The organism is Bartonella sp. LJL80 (genome assembly GCF_054871565.1).
The window spans coordinates 80,753-98,117 of sequence record NZ_JBTXLM010000004.1 but is presented as its reverse complement, the minus strand read 5'-3'; the positions used below and the strand labels follow the sequence as shown (position 1 = coordinate 98,117).

The 17,365-nt window shown below is 46.1% G+C and carries 17 protein-coding genes, 1 tRNA gene and 1 other RNA gene; 8 read left to right on the top strand and 11 right to left on the bottom strand.

Annotated features, from left to right (window positions below; all coding sequences use genetic code 11):
- Positions 1-33: 33 nt before the first annotated feature.
- On the bottom strand, positions 34-1,599 hold the full coding sequence (locus ACYSNS_RS07290; protein WP_461722496.1) for a TerC family protein: 1,566 nt from the start codon (positions 1,597-1,599) through the stop codon (positions 34-36).
- Between the two features lie 470 nt (positions 1,600-2,069).
- Between ACYSNS_RS07290 and ACYSNS_RS07285 the strand changes: the two genes are divergently transcribed.
- Positions 2,070-2,145, top strand: a tRNA-Lys gene (locus ACYSNS_RS07285).
- 156 nt (positions 2,146-2,301) lie between these two features.
- On the opposite strand, the gene ACYSNS_RS07280 is transcribed toward ACYSNS_RS07285, so the two are convergent.
- Positions 2,302-3,216, bottom strand: a complete 915-nt coding sequence (locus ACYSNS_RS07280) for a PhzF family phenazine biosynthesis protein (protein ID WP_461722495.1) — start codon at positions 3,214-3,216, stop codon at positions 2,302-2,304.
- A gap of 166 nt (positions 3,217-3,382) precedes the next feature.
- A complete protein-coding gene (locus ACYSNS_RS07275; protein ID WP_461722494.1) occupies positions 3,383-3,871 on the bottom strand; it encodes a DUF992 domain-containing protein in 489 nt (162 codons plus the stop codon).
- Positions 3,872-4,040: 169 nt separating this feature from the next.
- On the opposite strand from ACYSNS_RS07275, the gene ACYSNS_RS07270 reads away from it, so the two are divergent.
- Positions 4,041-4,382, top strand: a complete 342-nt coding sequence (locus ACYSNS_RS07270; RefSeq protein ID WP_461722493.1) for a BA14K family protein — start codon at positions 4,041-4,043, stop codon at positions 4,380-4,382.
- A 35-nt stretch (positions 4,383-4,417) separates the two neighbouring features.
- Here ACYSNS_RS07270 and ACYSNS_RS07265 read toward each other — a convergent pair whose 3' ends face one another.
- The 5 genes from ACYSNS_RS07265 to ACYSNS_RS07245 form a co-directional block, all read right to left on the bottom strand.
- Positions 4,418-4,996, bottom strand: a complete 579-nt coding sequence (locus ACYSNS_RS07265; RefSeq protein ID WP_461722492.1) for a DUF805 domain-containing protein — start codon at positions 4,994-4,996, stop codon at positions 4,418-4,420.
- A gap of 79 nt (positions 4,997-5,075) precedes the next feature.
- Positions 5,076-6,095: a ketol-acid reductoisomerase gene (ilvC, locus tag ACYSNS_RS07260; protein WP_461722491.1), complete on the bottom strand. Its 1,020-nt coding sequence runs from the start codon at positions 6,093-6,095 to the stop codon at positions 5,076-5,078.
- 11 nt (positions 6,096-6,106) lie between these two features.
- Complete coding sequence (locus ACYSNS_RS07255) at positions 6,107-6,766, bottom strand: TetR/AcrR family transcriptional regulator (RefSeq protein WP_461722490.1); 660 nt, start codon at positions 6,764-6,766, stop codon at positions 6,107-6,109.
- 415 nt (positions 6,767-7,181) lie between these two features.
- Positions 7,182-9,059: a potassium transporter Kup gene (locus tag ACYSNS_RS07250; RefSeq protein ID WP_461722843.1), complete on the bottom strand. Its 1,878-nt coding sequence runs from the start codon at positions 9,057-9,059 to the stop codon at positions 7,182-7,184.
- A 170-nt stretch (positions 9,060-9,229) separates the two neighbouring features.
- Positions 9,230-9,964 carry a pyridoxine 5'-phosphate synthase gene (locus ACYSNS_RS07245; protein ID WP_461722489.1) on the bottom strand — a complete coding sequence of 245 codons (735 nt, stop codon included), beginning with the start codon at positions 9,962-9,964 and terminating at the stop codon, positions 9,230-9,232.
- Between the two features lie 97 nt (positions 9,965-10,061).
- On the opposite strand from ACYSNS_RS07245, the gene ACYSNS_RS07240 reads away from it, so the two are divergent.
- A complete protein-coding gene (locus tag ACYSNS_RS07240; protein WP_461722488.1) occupies positions 10,062-10,457 on the top strand; it encodes a SpoIIAA family protein in 396 nt (131 codons plus the stop codon).
- 68 nt (positions 10,458-10,525) lie between these two features.
- Here the strand turns inward: ACYSNS_RS07240 and ACYSNS_RS07235 are convergent, their stop codons facing one another.
- Together ACYSNS_RS07235 and ACYSNS_RS07230 are read right to left on the bottom strand one after the other, a co-directional pair.
- Positions 10,526-11,890, bottom strand: a complete 1,365-nt coding sequence (locus tag ACYSNS_RS07235; protein WP_461722487.1) for a sigma-54-dependent transcriptional regulator — start codon at positions 11,888-11,890, stop codon at positions 10,526-10,528.
- A gap of 10 nt (positions 11,891-11,900) precedes the next feature.
- The gene (locus ACYSNS_RS07230) at positions 11,901-13,700 is read right to left on the bottom strand and encodes a sensor histidine kinase (protein ID WP_461722486.1); all 1,800 of its coding nucleotides are present in this window, start codon (positions 13,698-13,700) and stop codon (positions 11,901-11,903) included.
- A gap of 297 nt (positions 13,701-13,997) precedes the next feature.
- Between ACYSNS_RS07230 and ACYSNS_RS07225 the strand changes: the two genes are divergently transcribed.
- Positions 13,998-15,320, top strand: a complete 1,323-nt coding sequence (locus tag ACYSNS_RS07225) for a dicarboxylate/amino acid:cation symporter (RefSeq protein WP_461722485.1) — start codon at positions 13,998-14,000, stop codon at positions 15,318-15,320.
- Between the two features lie 69 nt (positions 15,321-15,389).
- On the opposite strand, the gene ACYSNS_RS07220 is transcribed toward ACYSNS_RS07225, so the two are convergent.
- A complete protein-coding gene (locus ACYSNS_RS07220; RefSeq protein ID WP_461722484.1) occupies positions 15,390-15,698 on the bottom strand; it encodes a DUF2853 family protein in 309 nt (102 codons plus the stop codon).
- A gap of 85 nt (positions 15,699-15,783) precedes the next feature.
- Here ACYSNS_RS07220 and ssrA point away from each other — a divergent pair.
- From ssrA to ACYSNS_RS07200, 4 genes are all read left to right on the top strand, one after another.
- Positions 15,784-16,141, top strand: a transfer-messenger RNA (tmRNA) gene (gene ssrA / locus ACYSNS_RS07215).
- A gap of 154 nt (positions 16,142-16,295) precedes the next feature.
- Positions 16,296-16,859, top strand: coding sequence for an SspB family protein (locus tag ACYSNS_RS07210; protein ID WP_461722483.1), 564 nt, complete (start codon positions 16,296-16,298; stop codon positions 16,857-16,859).
- A gap of 8 nt (positions 16,860-16,867) precedes the next feature.
- Complete coding sequence (locus ACYSNS_RS07205) at positions 16,868-17,080, top strand: DUF4169 family protein (RefSeq protein ID WP_461722482.1); 213 nt, start codon at positions 16,868-16,870, stop codon at positions 17,078-17,080.
- On the top strand, positions 17,070-17,312 hold the full coding sequence (locus tag ACYSNS_RS07200; protein ID WP_461722481.1) for a ribbon-helix-helix domain-containing protein: 243 nt from the start codon (positions 17,070-17,072) through the stop codon (positions 17,310-17,312). Before ACYSNS_RS07205 ends, ACYSNS_RS07200 begins: the two co-directional genes overlap by 11 nt.
- The last annotated feature ends 53 nt before the right edge of the window (positions 17,313-17,365 follow it).

Sequence of the window (17,365 nt, the reverse complement as noted above, 5' to 3'; positions counted from 1 at the left end):
CTTTATGCTGTAGGCTTCACTGCTACAATTGCGTTATTGCGCTTTCTCGACTATCAGAGGCGAGATCAAAACTTTTGCAATATTGCGACGTTCCATTTCCACCACCTTAAAATTCAAACCTTCGGCATCAAAGCTTTCGCCCGCCGTTGGTAAATGCCCAAAGTGCCAAAGCATAAATCCTGCAAGTGTCGTATAACGATCGTTATCGTCAACGAGATCTCTGTCTAAATAACCACTTAAACGACGAATGTCGGCATAGCCTTCAACCAGCAGGCTACCATCCTCCAGACGTTCCGCGACAACCGGTTCATCGTCATCATCTGGAAAATCACCAGCGATAGCTTCAAGGATATCGGTGGGTGTCGCTACCCCTTCAAATGAGCCATGCTCATCAACGACTATAGCAAGCTGAATTGGAGAATGACGTAGTTGCTCCATTAACCGCAAAACGCTGGTATGTTCATGAACAACCAAAGGTTGCCGCATAGCCTTTTGCCAATCGATCTTTTTTCCCTCAGCGAGGTTTAGCAGTAGATCTTTTGTCAAAGCTACGCCGACAAATTCATCAACTTTGTCGCGTGCCAAAATAAGGCGGCTATGCTTGAATTGCTGAAGCTCCGCCCGCATTTCTTTCTCATCCGCATCAAGATCCAACCATTCTATCTCATTTCGCGGCGACATAATCGAGCGAACAGGTCTGTCGGCCAAATCTAGTACGCCTCGAATCATTTCTTTTTCTTCGGGTCTGAACAGCTCTGACGCGGCTGCCTGTTCCGCGATCACATCGACAGTTTCCCCAAGGTTTCCTTCATTTCTGCCGCCGCCTAATAAACGTAAGACAGCGCCGGCCGTTCTCTCCCTCAGATCATTTGTCGTAACAAGTTTTTCGCGGTTATGCCGACCTATCTGGTTGAATGCTTCGATGAGAACCGAAAAGCCGATAGCTGCGTAGAGATAACCTTTCGGAATATGAAAGCCAAAACCTTCAACAACAAGACTAAAGCCAATCATCATTAAGAAGCCAAGACACAGTATAACGACTGTTGGATGGCGGTTGACAAATCGCATTAGAGGTCCTGAACCCCACATCATAACAGCCATTGCTATGATGACGGCGATATACATGACGGCCATCTGATCTTTCGGGATCATGCCCGTTGCCGTGATAATACTATCGAGAGAAAAGACAGCATCAAGTACGACGATTTGCACAATAACTTGCCAAAACACGGCATGTACAACGCCGGTCTCTTTCTCATGCGTATCGCCTTCCAATCTTTCATGCAATTCCAGTGTTCCTTTGGCCAAAAGGAAAGCACCACCAACAATCAAGATGATGCTGTGCCAACTGAAATTGAAAGAAGCGACAGAAAAGATGGTTTCGTCTAGCGTCATCACCCAGCCGATGACCATCAAGAGGCAAAGGCGCATGAGCAGCGCAAGACTTAATCCCGTAAGCCGCGCGCGGTTTCGTAGGTGCGGTGGTAATTTCTCAGCCAAAATGGCGATAAACACAAGATTGTCTATACCCAGTACAATTTCCAGGAAGATCAAAGTAACAAGGCCAAGCCAAGCGTGGGGATCTGCAATCCATTCCATAACGTTCAATTTCCTAAAAACATTGTCGGAGATATTTTAATCTGAATAAACCATGAGGCGCGAGACGCATCTTTGCGACTTAAATCTCCGAAGCGGAGAGCGAAATGAACAGCGGCCGAATCAAGATCGCCATGATCGCAAACCAAACGATAGCGAACAAAAAGAGAGTGGGGATATTCAGGAAAATCACATGGCGGCCTAAACCGCTTGATACAACTATAAGGGTCTTCTGAATTTTGGTCGGGCATTACGCTCGATCATCCTCTGCATAACTGTCCTAAAAAGCAGGACTCTGTTGATCAAGAGAATATAATGGGCACAATTCGCCGGAAGATCAAGCCACATAGATCCATTTTAACAGTGTGTGGATAAATGCCGCACGAAAAAATGCTATTTGACTGACGTTTTGGCTATAGACAACCCGCTTTAGGAAGGCTATAGAACCGCTCGTTGACATTACAACAACTCGTGGGTGATTAGCTCAGTTGGTAGAGCAGCTGACTCTTAATCAGCGGGTCGTAGGTTCGATCCCTACATCACCCACCAATCTCCTTTTATGAAATTACATGAATATATTTGGCTGTTACTGTTGGTTTGGAGACTCCAAGGCCTTTTGTTTTGAAGCTTCGCTTTGTCGGGTAAAAAAGTCGCGTTTAAAATTGATCATCCATCTGCAGGAATACAAGGTTTTACTCCTTAGCTTTAATCCAGATACAGCTTTCCCTCCGCGTACTTAACCGCATGGCCACCTATCCGAGCTGCTACAAGTTTTCCCTTCTCAACGTGCCATTCTAATCTAATCCGGGAAAGACGCCCCATTTCCATGCCCTGTTCCAACCAGATCTGTTTTGTACCATCCATAGGTTTATCGAAGTGCTGTACAATACCGCAAAACGCAGAAGCTGCTGACCCCGTTGCAGCATCCTCACTTCCATCTGGTCTAAACATCCGAGCATGAAACGCGCTCTGAAAAAGCTGAGTCTCGCGGCTATAAAGATAGAATGATGGTGTCTTACCCTCGATTTTATCGAAGTTTTCTTCGATATAAATAGGATCTGGCAAGGCGGAGGCTACCGTTTTCAAGTTATGCAACGGCACGAAGAAAAAAGGAATTCCAGCAGTCCATAACGATGGAAAATGGTTTTCGAAACCAACTTCCTGACTTTCCAGTCCAAACGCTGCGGCAAAGGTTTCTTTTTGTATATCCAGAGGTAAACGCTCGGGCAGTTTAGGCAAATCAAATTCCGCAAAACTTCCCTTATCTTGCCAATTGACAACCGCACGTACTGCGCCGATTGTTTCCTCCACAATAATAAGCGTATCGCCATCACCTTGGCCTTTTTGCGCTAAAGCTGCAACGGCTCCTATCGTCGGATGACCAGCAAACGGCATTTCACCGTTGGGTTTAAAAATACGCAGGCTTGCTGTGTGCATCGGATTTGTCGCCGGCAATATGAATACAGTTTCAGATAAATTAAATTCTTGTGCAATCGCTTGCATCTGCAAGCTGCTTAAACCAATCGCATCATAAACGATAGCAACGGGATTTCCCGCCAAGACAGTGTCGCTGAAAACATCGAAGATTTCATAAAAGCGACCTCCAGAAGTATCAGCCATGACTTTTCCCTTTATCCGACGAACAGATTTCCGCAGTCTATATTTATGATGACAAGAAGCGCTGTGTAAAGTTTGAATGATTAGGCGCGTTAAAAAGGCGCAGGTTTAAACCTGCGCCTCTAACTTGAACGAAGCGGAACACTTTCACGCTTAAAAATTTTATTTTCTACTCTGCCGTTAGTGTAAGCTTGGATACACCAACCGCTATATTTGCCCCTTCATGTGCTTCGACACTCAGCGGTTGCAGCGAAAAAACCTTGTTATCGCCTAACAGAATATTTGCTCCACCACCAACACCAGCCGCAGCATCTACGCCCAAGCCACCATATTTTCCAGCTAGAATGCCTTGTTTATATGCATCAGCACTGGCCGCCAAGACCATCCATGACATCTGGCCTTTACCTGTTTTGCCAATATCAATACCGATTTGTTCAATCTGACCTGTGTATTTATCAGGCATAGCTCCTTTATCATTCGGCTGATAAAGGCAAGATAGCTTTTCCGTCGCCTTGAATATGTGTCCTTCAGCACCCTGTCCTGTACACACCAGCATGCCTACCGTCACTTTATCCGCAGCGAATGCTCCGGATGAAGCCCATATTGCGCTGCCAGCCGTCAAACCTACGACCATCATAGTTTTCAAAAAATCAGACATTCTCATGAACCCTTCCACATTAACAACCGTTAATTTGGTACCTAAATGTGGCGAGACAAGTGTTACATACACGATCTTCTTAATGAATTTTTCGTGACAAATTAATTTTGCTCGGCCGTTGTGGAGTGCCCGATAAGTGCCCACATCAATCTAAAAGGATATTTATGTCATGACTGTACGTATATTTAAATTTTCAGCAATTTTATGTTTAAGTGTTTTGAGCGTGGCGAGCATATCTGAAGCTATTGAAATTAACAGTCCTCAGGCACCCGCTAGAAGACCTTCCATCGCCCCATTGCCAAACAGCCATTACGACCAGCCTCAAAGCAATCGAAATTATCAACCGCAACAAACGGTGCCTGGTGGTCCAACGTTTAAGCTCAATACCGGCCCAGACATCAATCACCAGCAATGGTGCAATAGCCGCTATAAAAGCTATCGTTCATCTGACGATAGCTATGTAGACCATGGTGGTGTGAGACAAAACTGCCAATCACCTTTCCCAAGATAACGGAACACACCAAGCTTCGTTATTTGTTCGACGGCTCAGCCAAAACGATTTTGACCGAGGGAGCCTTTTCTACTCATGATCCAAAGACACAAAGTGAAAAGCAATAATGAAATACCGAAAATTGAAAAAAGCTCAATATCTATGAGCGTCGACGAGTTGTCTGTATGATAAAGGAAAGCTAGCACTTCCTGCGGTGTGTAACCCAGAAGGACGCCGATGAAGAGTGAAATTGGGAAAAATAAGAGGAAAACTATAAAGGCAGAAATAAAATTGATAACATTAACGATAAAGCTGTAAATAAAAACCAAGGTTATTGATAAGATCGGTGGCATCCACCAACCTGTCAAATCCTGATCGTGAAGTCGGCGGACAACGAGCGCCGGTATAGGCAGCATAAAAATCCAAGCCAGCGGGAAGTAAAGCAATTGCTTTAGCAATACAGTATCAGCCGTCCCTGTCAGCAGAAAGCTTAAACGAATTAACTCGGAGCGCAAAAAATAGGCGATAACGGCGAGAAAAATGACACCTAAGACGTAAAACCAGAATTCACGTCGTGATGACCGGCCTTGGAAGTAGACGCTCGATTTTATCGTTTTCCATATACTCGCAAACATGTTCCCCCACCTTTAGGCACAGCATAAAAAAATGAGGTGACCAAGTCACCCCATTTTCGGAATAAATCACTGGTTTAGTCTAATTGCGTTCTTTATCTACCAACGCATTAGATTTAATCCATGGCATCATACCGCGCAATTTCTCGCCAACAGCTTCAATTTGATGTGCATCGTTCAAGCGACGTATGCCTTTGAAGCGGGCGGCACCGGCTTTGTATTCTTGCATCCAATCCGATGTAAACTTACCCGTTTGGATGTCGTTAAGAACACGTTTCATCTCGGCTTTTGTTTCAGCAGTAATGATGCGAGGTCCGGTTACATATTCGCCCCATTCCGCGGTATTTGAAATTGAATAGTTCATGTTGGCGATACCACCCTCATAGATGAGATCGACAATAAGTTTTACTTCGTGCAAGCACTCAAAATAAGCCATTTCAGGCGCATATCCAGCTTCAACCAATGTCTCGAAGCCAGCACGAATCAACTCGACCAAACCGCCGCACAAGACAGCCTGTTCGCCGAATAGATCGGTTTCGCATTCTTCCTTGAACGTTGTTTCGATCACACCGGAACGGCCGCCGCCAACACCGCAAGCATAAGACAAGGCAACATCATGCGCATTGCCGGATGCATCTTGATCAATAGCAATAAGGCATGGGACGCCGCCACCCTTCAGATACTCTCCGCGGACGGTATGACCAGGGCCTTTAGGGGCGATCATAACGACGTCAACAGTCTTCTTGGCTTCAATCAGACCAAAGTGTACATTCAAGCCGTGAGCAAAAGCAATGGCGGCTCCATCACGCAAATTATCATGAATATGTTCTTTGTAGATATCGGCCTGCAATTCGTCAGGGGTTGCCATCATGATCAGGTCGGCCCATTTTGCTGCTTCAGGCACAGAAACAACCTTAAAGCCGTCAGCCTCAGCTTTTTTTGCCGTAGCTGAGCCTGGGCGCAGAGCGATTTGTACGTCTTTTGCACCGGAGTCTTTGAGGTTCAGCGCATGAGCGCGTCCTTGAGAACCATAGCCAACGATGGCTACCTTTTTAGATTTGATCAAGTTTACATCTGCATCACGATCATAATAAACGCGCATGGAATACTCCCTTAAAAATGCGATTGTTTCATTAGGTGAATGTCTTCCGTCCCATACAGAACGAAAAATTGTCGCGTGGCTGTTCTCGCCTCGCGAATAATGTGGGCGTCATCCATAACAAGATTATCACCCAGCAATATGCGAATCTGCATGTCACGAACGACAAGGCCGAAGAATGTTCGAAATGCATTGTCAATGTCGTCGAAATGCAGAAAATTAAGTTCTAAACCCAGCTGCAAGATTGGCTTCAACCGACGAGCCATCGCCGATGGGCCATTATGAAGTACGATGTCGCCCAAGCGGGATTTATCAGAAGCTGCATGGCTCACAGCCAAACGATTCAAGGCTATCGACGTCTGCGATGACAACACCATGAGCCAATCACGTGCAAAATGTTCCAAGCTCGAAAAAAGCGCTTCGCTATCCAATGCCTCGCGGTTTAACGGCATGACGCGGACACGTGAAGCCTGCCATTGCACCATCGCTTCTAGAAATGAATCCCGATCACCGAACCACTTATACAATGTCTCTTTCGAGCAGCTAGCGGCATGTGCAATATTAGACATGGTCAAGGCTACATTGCCCTTTACCAACAAATGCAATGCAGCATCCAAAACGTCCTTCTGACGTTCCGTAAGCGTATTCTCCAAAACGGATGTCGATTGCTGCATAACCGCCACTCAAACCCAATAGTACCGTACCGTACGGTACTATGTCTTATTGGGGCGAAAATGGCAAGGACTATCTCTGTCTGTGTTGATCGGTATGGTTTGCGTATTCTAATAGACGACTTGCGACAGATCAAAGCAAAGCAAAGCGAGCCGGTAGCCCCATGGTATTTCATACACACAATAAAAAACTATCGAAAAGCCTTTATTTTGGTTATTTTTACCGTCGTACACCCCAATCTCACAACTGTCTGATGTTCGCAAAACGAGTGTTTCGATGACGGAAAATCCTCAAGATAGATATAGATAATGAAATATAGGTCGAGTGTTCCAAGCACCAATGGTCATCTAATCCGTCCTTCATACGAACGAGAACCGACAAAGAAACCCCGGCGCACTTATTACGCCGGGGCCATTGTTAGACCGTAACCTGGGTTCCGATCTCCACAACGCGACCTGTAGGTATTTGGAAATACTCGGTCGCATCTGAAGCCGTACGGGCCAAGAATATAAAGAACTTATCTTGCCATAAAGGCATATCCGATTTCGCTGCCGGTTTTATTGATCGGCGGGACAGGAAGAAGGAGGTTGTCATAATATCAAACTTCCATCCCAATTTACGGCAGATTGCCAAAGCTCTCGGTATATTAGGTTGTTCCATGTACCCGAACGTCAGTGTCACCTGCATAAACCGCTCGTTAAATTGCGATACGCGCGCCCGATCTGCTGACGATACTCGTGGAGTAGGCGCAGTGCGAACAGTCAAAATGACGTTGTTTTCGTGCAGCACCTTGTAATGCTTTAAGCTATGCATCAAGGCGCTCGGTGCGCTCTTTGGGTCACCGGTGAGAAAAACCGCAGTTCCAGGAACGATCATCGGTGGCTTCTCACCCATTTTTTCCACAATAAGGTCGAGCGGCACCTCTCCCTTGCGTGTTTTATTGAAAAGATGACGACTGCCACGAACCCAAGTCCACATGACAAGGACAATAACCAATGCAAGCCCGATAGATGCCCAACCGCCTTCATGGACTTTTGCCAGGTTTGCACTGAAGAACAGCAAATCAATAGACAAGAAGCACGCTGTTAATAAGAGGCAAAGTGGAAGGCTCCACTTCCAGATGCGTGTCATAACGATGAACAGAAGCGAGGTCGTTACGAGCATATTACCGGTGACCGATATACCGTAAGCTGCGGCAAGATTGGTCGATTTCTCAAATCCAATAACCAGAATCACTACGACGATAGCCAATAAGAGATTGACTCTCGGCATATAGATTTGCCCTAAAGTTTTTTCCGACGTATGGAGAATTTCCAACCGAGGAAGAATATTAAGCTGAACCGCCTGACGGGCCATAGAAAACGCACCGGTGATGACAGCTTGCGATGCAATTACGGTTGCCATCGTTGCAAGCACAATCATCGGTATAAGAGACCAGGACGGCAACATTTGATAGAACGGGTTTGCCGCAGCCTGTCCATGCGAAAGTATGAAGGCGCCTTGCCCCAAATAGTTAAGGATAAGACAGGGAAACACAATCCAAAGCCATGCCGCTACGATAGGTTTACGGCCAAAATGGCCGAGATCCGCATACAACGCTTCAGCACCTGTCACAGCAAGGAATACGGCGCCTACAGCGGCAAAAGAAGTTGCGGGATTGTCGAGAATATAATTCACCCCATACCAAGGTAGCAGAGCACGGAATATCGAAAGATCATCAAAGATGTGATACAGACCAAAGCCACCGAGCGCGAGAAACCACACGAGTGTAATCGGGCCGAATATGATTGCCACTTTGCCGGTACCAAATCTCTGTACGGAAAATAGCACGATAAGAATGACGACAGTGATGGGGACAATGAACGGTTCTAGGTTTGGTGCAACAACTTCCATGCCCTCAACAGCTGAAAGAACAGACACAGCAGGCGTGATAACCGCATCACCAAAGAACAACGATGCACCCAATATGCCTATTCCGAGTGCCCAACCGCCCTTCTTTTTAAAGGTCGTGCGCGCTAATGCCATGAGCGAAAGGATGCCGCCCTCACCATTATTGTCGGCACGCAGAACAAAGACGACATATTTAATCGTAACAATAAGCGCGAGCGCCCAAAAAATAAGGGATATGACCCCGAAGATATCGGCCTGCACAATCGCGTCGGAGCCGGCACCCGCATGCAGCGCCTCACGAAACGCGTAGATCGGACTTGTGCCTATATCGCCGTAAACAACGCCAATGGCACCCAGCAGAAGCAATCGAAAGCTTTCTTTCGAATGATCATTGTTTTCTTCCATTGTTGAAACGTCAGCAGCCGAAGCATCGCTATCTTGAAGTTCCGCCATAAGGCATTCCTTTCAGCCAAGGCTTAAACCTTGGTCATATGAACTGTTATGTGGGGGATTAAGAATCAGACCAGACAGATGTATCCTTCATCCGTCACTTATGCCTCTTTGATAATTTCAAATCACGACAACGCCTTCTTAAAACGTTGTACGGTGCTTCTCATACCATATTCTAGCGCATCTGCAACAAGCCCGTGTCCAATAGAGACTTCGGCAAGCCAAGGAATACGCTTCACCAGTGCCGGTAAATTAGCCACTGTCAAATCATGTCCGGCATTGATATCCAATTGTAAAGATTTGGCTTTTTCTGCTGCAAGACCTAAGCTTTCCAATGCATCGGCCTGTTGTTGCGCATTGTCATAAGAATCTCCATAGGGGCCTGTGTAAAACTCAACTCTTTCGGCACCGATTGCCTTGGCATGGTCCAGCCCCTCGGTTGTCGGATTAGCAAAAAGCGAAACGCGAATTGTCTTACTTTTCAATCTAGCCACGATGGGTGTTAAAAACTCTTTTTTGTCCGCAAAGTCCCAACCGTGGTCTGAGGTAGATTGCGACGGCGAATCGGGAACAAGCGTCACCTGATCGGCATATTTTTCGGCTAAATCTAGAAACGCGGCGTCGGGATAGCCTTCGATATTAAATTCAGCAAATGGAAATTCGTCATCAATAAGCTGTCTGATATCAGGCAAATCATTGAAACGAATATGCCGTTGATCGGGTCTCGGATGAACCGTCAACCCAGCCGCACCGGCGTCGAGCGCGATACGTCCTAATCCGGTCACACTGGGCCATGGCAGGTCTCGCCTGTTACGCAGCATAGCAATTGCATTGAGATTGACCGATAATTTCGCTGTCATCAATGTCACCCTAAAATAATTAAAAACGCTTTTGGTCTGGAACCTTCGGCGCTGAGTCTACATATAACCTACTTGCACGCGATAAAAGGACAAAAACATGCTACCTGAAAATACACTATCTGTGATCAGCAAAATAGCCACAGACCGGTCAGATGCATTGGCATTTTCCGTCAACGGGGTCCTCACATCGGCAGATGTCGAAAACTTATATGGGCTTTTCGATGCCGCCGCAGATCATAAAGACGATATAGATATGATCGTCATTTTCAAGGAATATGAAGGCATTGATTGGGGTGCCCTTTTTAATGAAGACACGGCGGCCATTCGATCCGAAGCATTCAAAAAATTAAGACGATATGCTATTGTCGGAGGGCCTTCATGGCTTAATCTTGCAATCGAATTCTTCAGGCCGTTTGGTAAAATTGATGCAAAATGGTTTTCGTTAGAGGACGAAAATGAAGCATGGGCCTACATAAATGCAAAACCAATTTAAAACATCGAGTTATCAGCAAAATACGATTCAGTTTATCAAAAACTGTCTACAAGTTCAGCCTTTTAGGTTTAAATGGAGTTAGTTTCCGGACGTTGGAAATCCCGACGGGTGATTGAATAACGGGCAAGCTTGTCGTAGAATGTCTTACGAGGAAGTCCCAATGCTTTTGTGGTTTCACTAACCGAGCCACCATATTTTTCTAATGCAGACCGAAGAATAGCTTCTTCATGACGATCCATTTGTTCGGCCAATGTCAATAGAGATAGCTCTTCAGCGGCGCTTTCGTCTTGATGGCATCCCGGCACACCCAAAACCAGCCTATCTGCCAAGTGGAGCAACTCACGCACGTTTCCGGGCCAGTCATGTTCCTTAATCATGCGATGCACGGTCGTGGGCACATTAGGGACGTCACGTTGAAACCGTTTCGCCGACTGTTGTAGAAAATAGGCAAGTAATAACGGAATATCTTGACGGCGTTCACGCAAAGGCGGGATACGCAGTGTCACGACATTCAGACGATAATAGAGATCGCTTCGAAATCGCTCACGCGCCTCTTGTGCTCCAAGATTTTGCTGAGCTGCTGCAACAACTCGAAAATCAATTTCTATAGGTTTATCTGCCCCCAAAGGTTGGATCATGCGCGTTTCCAGTACACGTAACAACTTCACCTGCGCGGAAACTGGCATTGATTCGATCTCATCAAGAAAAAGCGTCCCCCTATCGGCACCTTGGATTAAACCAATACGTTTCTTCTCAGCGCTGGTGAACGCACCTGCGACATGGCCGAAGAGTTCGCTTTCGATCAGGGGTTCTGGCAAGGCACCACAATTTAAGGCAACAAACGCCCCCCTACTGCGTTTTCCCAGTGTGTGAAGCAATTGAGCCACAATTTCCTTACCCGTACCCGTTTCACCCTCGACCAAAACGTCGACATCCATATCGGCCAATTGACTAATTGTATGGCGCAGGCTTTCCATTGCAGGTGCCTCGCCAATCAGCGGTGATGTGGTTTCCGTATTTTCAGCGAGCAATCTCAACTTGCGATTTTCAAGAACAAGCCGACGCATCTCACCCGCTCGTCTAATCGCTTCAACCAGACGGTCATTATCATAAGGTTTGGCGAGGAAATCATATGCACCTTTGCGTATAGCATCAACCGCCATATCGATATCGCCATGGCCAGTTATCAAAATGATTGGTAATTCAGCATCGCGTTTGCTCCAGTAGTCTAATAGATCTTGCCCGCTCATTCCCCCTAGTCGAATGTCACAAACAATTACGTCTGGCAAACAGTTCTCAAGCGCTGCATCCAGGCTTTGTTCTGCCGAACGAAACTCGTCTACATTAAAACCTGCAAGCTGCAGCGATTGCACATTGGCATGACGTAGATCTTCGTCATCATCTATGAAATACACGGAAAAAGGTTGCTGCATTTCGATATCCCTAAGCCTGCGGAAGTTCTACGGTGAAGACAGCGCCACTAAGTTCCCTGTCGCTATCCACACTAAGTCGACCACCAAAATCTCGAATAATATCACTGGATATGACAAGGCCTAGCCCTAAACCGCTGCTACGGGTCGAAACAAAAGGTTTGAATAGATTATTCTTGACGGAAGCATCAACACCCGGCCCGTTATCGGCAACGCGAATAAAGACTTTTTCATCCGACAGATCCAGCGTAAGTAAAACTCGCGGCAGTGCTCTTCCCGAAACAGCATCTGCTGCATTTCTTAATAGGTTTACAAAAACCTGTTCTAAAGGAACGCGCTCTCCGATTACATAGACTGCCTGCGAAGGCGGCGTCCATTCAATCTTTATTCCTTTTTGCTGCATGGGGATTTTTACGATCAAGAACGCACCATCAATAGACTGCACCACATCAATGCGGGAGGACTTTTGCCGTTGGCGACGTGCAAAACTCCGCAATCCTTCAGTGATGGACGCTAGCCGATCTGTCAGGCCAATGATCGTTGCAAAATTATCATTGGCTTTTTTTGGGTTTCCAAGTGCAAGAAACTTTACGCCATTTTGCGCATAGGTTCGTATTGCCGATAGAGGTTGATTGATCTCATGTGCGATACCGGCAGTTATCTGGCCCAAGGTTGTAAGCCTATTGGCCTGTGCCAACTCTTCACGTAATTGGATAACACGGGTCTCGGCACGTTCTCGTTCATCGATCTCTTCATAAAGTCGTTCATTGCTTGCGAGCAATGCGGTTGTCCTTTCGCGCACCCCCTCTTCCAAATCCTTGGCGCGTTGGCGAAGCTCCATTTGGCGCTGCCCGATAAGACGCCGACGTTTTATAAACCAGTATAAGCTTAGAATTGAAAGCGCGGTGACCAGAGCGCCGGAGGTCTGCGCTTGCATCACGGTCTTGCGCAAAAACGCTTGGCTATTCATCAGGACTGTCAACTGATAATCATCATGCGGGCCTGAGACAGCTTGCTTCAAAGGGAAATAGTTTTCTTTCGATTGTCCATCAAAGAATTGCAGCAAGCCATTATCCAACTGCTTGAAACGAAGCGGTTCAAAATTCAATGAGATTTCGGGGCTGTATCGCGTTATCTCGGTTTGCAGATCCTTCGGTGCCAATTGGCCCTCCGAGCGAAAACGGAAAGCGGAATCACTTGACAAAATGATGACTCCATATTCATCTGCAAGATAAACGAGTTGCCCTGACGCTTTCCATGCCGTTTCGATCTCCGCTGGTTCACGTTTGGCTACAACAATACCCAATGCTGCATCTGCCGGGCCAACACGACTTGCAAAATAGAAACCTGCATGATGGCTAACCGCTCCAAAACCAAATTGTTCAAATTGACCATATGCCAGCGTTTCACGATAATAGCCGCGATAATTGAAATCACTACCGATAAAACTATCTGGCTCACGGAAATTGCTTGAGGCAATCGCTTTACCCTCCCTATCTAACAAATAGATCGTAGATGACCTAGACTGACCAGCGAGCTTCGCCAACTTCTCGTTAATGGCATATATGTCTGCAGGATTTTTTGTTTTCAAAGCATTTTGAATATCAATGTCATCTGCGAGCAAGATTGGAACAAGGCGTTGCTTTTCCAATTCATTACGTAAACCAACGGATGCGAGAGATAAGACACCGGCCGCCTGTGCTTTTAAATCTCTGATAGCAACGTTTTTTGCCCACCAGCCACAAAGCGATGCAGCGGCAAACACCGAAAAAATAAAACAACCCCATTTAAGATAAGTCCTCAGATTGCGCATTTGCCACTCTCATTTGTGCGAAATATCGCACAAATGAGAAATTATCCAAGCAGAATCTCGCACAAACAACAATTTTGCCAGCCTGTGCCAAATACAAAAATATCACCCATCATGTCTTTTTTGCAAAATTTCATATGTTCCCGCCTAGTCCTGCCGCGCTTTTATACAAATTGGTGACTTTCGATGCACGTCAGCAGAAAACTGGCATAGTAATTGCAAGGCTAAACTCGAATACGGCTGAGGAGCCGTAATGACCCTGTACATTCGGGTAAAAGGGTCTATTAGAGGGAGGTCTCTATGGCTTATAAAATTGAACACATGACGACACCGCGTCCGCATCGCGTGTTTTACAAACACCTTTACGTACAAGTTCTTTTTGCAATCGTCTGCGGTATATTGCTCGGACATTTTTGGCCAGATATCGGCGTAGCGTTGAAACCACTTGGTGATGCTTTCATCAAATTAGTAAAGATGATCATCGCACCTGTTATTTTCCTAACGATCGTCAGCGGCATTGCAGGAATGAGCGACTTGCGCAAAGTAGGCCGCGTCGCTGGTAAAGCGATGATTTATTTTCTGACATTCTCGACACTTGCCCTGATTATCGGACTGATCATCGGAAATGTCGTACAGCCAGGTGCTGGCATGCATATTGACCCAGCATCGCTCGACGCCAATGCCGTCAAGGATTACGCCGAAAAGGCTCACGACGCCTCAGTCGTGAAGTTCTTGATGAATATCATACCGACCACAGTTGTTTCCGCCTTTGCAGAAGGCGATATCTTACAGGTTCTATTTTTCTCTGTGCTTTTTGGAATCGCACTCGGGTCTGTTGGTGAACGTGGCAAGCCAATATTGGATTTCGTTCATTACCTTACTGCACCAATATTCAAATTGGTTTCCATTTTGATGAAAGCTGCTCCAATCGGTGCGTTCGGCGCTATGGCTTTCACAATCGGCAAATACGGAATTGGCTCAGTAGCCAATCTGTTTTTCCTTATAGCGACCTTCTACGTCACGTCGATCCTCTTTGTCGTAATCGTTCTTGGTGCTGTATGTCGTTACAATGGCTTTTCAATTTTTTCGCTCATTCGTTACATCAAAGATGAGCTACTCCTTGTTTTGGGTACATCTTCATCTGAAGCGGCTCTGCCTTCCTTGATGGAGAAAATGGAACGCGCTGGCGCAAAAAAATCGGTTGTTGGATTGGTCATACCGACCGGTTACTCATTCAACCTTGATGGTACCAATATCTATATGACATTGGCAACGCTCTTCATTGCGCAAGCGCTGGACATTCACCTCAGCCTTGAACATCAACTGCTCATACTGGTTGTGGCGATGATATCCTCGAAAGGCGCAGCAGGTATTACCGGTGCCGGATTTATAACGCTTGCGGCTACGTTAGGTGCCGTGCCGGCAATTCCAGTCGCCGGTATGGCAATTATTCTAGGTATCGACCGTTTCATGTCGGAGTGTCGAGCACTGACGAACCTTGTAGGCAATGCAGTTGCTTGCGTTGTGGTAGCAAGGTGGGAAAAAGAGCTCGATACCGATCAGCTACATAAAACGCTCGGTGGAAAAGAGAGACACCCAAAGCCAACGATTGATGCCGCCTAGAAGCAATCATCATTGATTTAAAGAAAAAGCCCCGTTCATCGGGGCTTTTTATCGAACGCATTTACAACTTCAAATCTTGTCAATTGCGTCGAGTTCCTTAGCGACTAGGTAATAGAATGTGACGCGGTTCTTGGTTCTATCGCCTTTGAGAAGATCAGCCACGGTTTTAACGGCAGACTTGCTTTGAACTTCGTCAAAACCGAGTTTATCCTGTGCCCAATTCTTTTCCACACGCTTCAATTCTTCCATGTCGGAAGTCGCAACCATCGAAGCGTCCCTGTCGCGCATCACGAGAGCAAGACGCTGTACCAAGCGTTCAACGGCTGCTTCATCTGGATTGGCGTCATATTTTTTTATATCAGCCAGATACTCATTCATAATCAATTGCCTCCTGCAGCTAAGATATTCGATCAATGGTATTAAACTTGTAGCTAACTAGATAGCGCAAGAAAAATATAGGCAACCCCTTCCTTCTTGTGTTCCTTTTCCCTATATAGATTTTGCTGGCTTGCCAGCTATGGTGATAAATGGACAGTGTAATAAACCCATTGGACCCGGGGGCGGTACCCGGCGCCTCCACCATAAGCTAAACCGTTGGGTTTGGTTTATGACGGGGGCGAAACAGGATCGACAAGGGCGTAAAGATTGATCTTTTACTCGGCATTGTACCACCGTTATCGGGCTAAATTAGTAGTTGCAAATGACAACTATGCGGAAGCTCGTCTCGCTGCTTAATTGCGGCGCGAACGCTTCAAATTAAGTCTTAAGCCGTCGCAGGTTTAAGCGGGGTTCGGAGGCACCTGGCAACAGAAGCCTTCACTTTTTGTTTCCGCTTCATGTTTTTCTATGTAAAATAACTATAACCGGGCAATAAATGGGTGCATGATCAAAAAAATCTTGCTAGCAACATGTCATTGCTCCATTGCATTTTAACAAAACCCTTTGGGTAAAGCCGGTAAAAGGAACAGGATTCCAATGGTTCAGGATCAGATCCGTTATGACATTCTTGTACAAGACGCACTGCGCGGTGTCATTCGTAAGGTTCTTTCAGAAGTCGCGAAAGCTGGCCTGCCTGGCGATCATCACTTCTTCATTACATTTCTAACCGACGGACCGGGCGTGAAAGTATCCGCACGGCTCAAAGAGCGTTATCCTGAGCAAATGACAATTGTTCTGCAACATCAATTTCGCGACCTAACCGTTTCCGACACCGGTTTTGAAGTAAGCCTTTCATTCGGTGACATTCCTGAAAAGCTCGTTATTCCTTTTTCCGCTGTGCAGGTCTTTTACGATCCAACAGCAGCATTCGAAGCAGCATTCGACTTACCATCGGATCTGCCAGTCAGTGACAATGACAGCCATCATGACGGTAGTGCAGAACTAACAGTTTTACCGAGCAAAAAAGATAAAAAACCTGCGGCAAAAAAAGTTAAAGACATCGACAAAATTGAAGAGAGCGAGCTTGAGGTCATATCAGAAAAGGATGATAAACCGTCCGCAGACGTCGTTTCACTGGATGCTTTTCGTAAGAATAAATAGGTATTGAAATGGCTGAGCTCGTCAATCTTCGCCAATATCGCAAGAAACAAAAGCGTAAAGATGAAAGCAAGACCGCTGAGCAAAACCGTGTGATTTACGGTCGTACCAAAGTAGAAAAAATCTATGACCAGCGCATAAAACTGCGTTTAGAGCGTTCTGCAGAAAACCAAAAGTTGCAACCATCCACATCGCAAGATGGAACGCTAAACGATGATCAATGAAATTGATTGGTCTCAGGCATTTATCAAAAAAATTTCAGTTCGCATTGATGGACATCCAACAAGCATTGCTCTGGAGGATTGCTACCTTTCGATATTGAATGACGAATCTCGACGACAAAAGCTTGCTTTTTCTGCCTTTGTTAGGCTTGTCGACAAAGCTCGGCCTGAAGGTGTAAATCTATCGGCAGCACTACGTATTGCTGCATTGCATTTAGCGCATATCCGATCTTAATTTGACACTTCTATTGTCATATTTCAGCACAAGGATGATGTTGACGGCTCGGA

Coding starts and splice junctions, on each gene's coding strand:
- ACYSNS_RS07290 (WP_461722496.1), bottom strand. CDS start 1,599: ATGGAATGGATTGCAGATCCCCACGCTTGGCTTGGCCTTGTTACTTTG.
- ACYSNS_RS07280 (WP_461722495.1), bottom strand. CDS start 3,216: ATGGCTGATACTTCTGGAGGTCGCTTTTATGAAATCTTCGATGTTTTC.
- ACYSNS_RS07275 (WP_461722494.1), bottom strand. CDS start 3,871: ATGTCTGATTTTTTGAAAACTATGATGGTCGTAGGTTTGACGGCTGGC.
- ACYSNS_RS07270 (WP_461722493.1), top strand. CDS start 4,041: ATGACTGTACGTATATTTAAATTTTCAGCAATTTTATGTTTAAGTGTT.
- ACYSNS_RS07265 (WP_461722492.1), bottom strand. CDS start 4,996: ATGTTTGCGAGTATATGGAAAACGATAAAATCGAGCGTCTACTTCCAA.
- ilvC (WP_461722491.1), bottom strand. CDS start 6,095: ATGCGCGTTTATTATGATCGTGATGCAGATGTAAACTTGATCAAATCT.
- ACYSNS_RS07255 (WP_461722490.1), bottom strand. CDS start 6,766: ATGCAGCAATCGACATCCGTTTTGGAGAATACGCTTACGGAACGTCAG.
- ACYSNS_RS07250 (WP_461722843.1), bottom strand. CDS start 9,059: ATGGAAGAAAACAATGATCATTCGAAAGAAAGCTTTCGATTGCTTCTG.
- ACYSNS_RS07245 (WP_461722489.1), bottom strand. CDS start 9,964: ATGACAGCGAAATTATCGGTCAATCTCAATGCAATTGCTATGCTGCGT.
- ACYSNS_RS07240 (WP_461722488.1), top strand. CDS start 10,062: ATGCTACCTGAAAATACACTATCTGTGATCAGCAAAATAGCCACAGAC.
- ACYSNS_RS07235 (WP_461722487.1), bottom strand. CDS start 11,890: ATGCAGCAACCTTTTTCCGTGTATTTCATAGATGATGACGAAGATCTA.
- ACYSNS_RS07230 (WP_461722486.1), bottom strand. CDS start 13,700: ATGCGCAATCTGAGGACTTATCTTAAATGGGGTTGTTTTATTTTTTCG.
- ACYSNS_RS07225 (WP_461722485.1), top strand. CDS start 13,998: ATGGCTTATAAAATTGAACACATGACGACACCGCGTCCGCATCGCGTG.
- ACYSNS_RS07220 (WP_461722484.1), bottom strand. CDS start 15,698: ATGAATGAGTATCTGGCTGATATAAAAAAATATGACGCCAATCCAGAT.
- ACYSNS_RS07210 (WP_461722483.1), top strand. CDS start 16,296: ATGGTTCAGGATCAGATCCGTTATGACATTCTTGTACAAGACGCACTG.
- ACYSNS_RS07205 (WP_461722482.1), top strand. CDS start 16,868: ATGGCTGAGCTCGTCAATCTTCGCCAATATCGCAAGAAACAAAAGCGT.
- ACYSNS_RS07200 (WP_461722481.1), top strand. CDS start 17,070: ATGATCAATGAAATTGATTGGTCTCAGGCATTTATCAAAAAAATTTCA.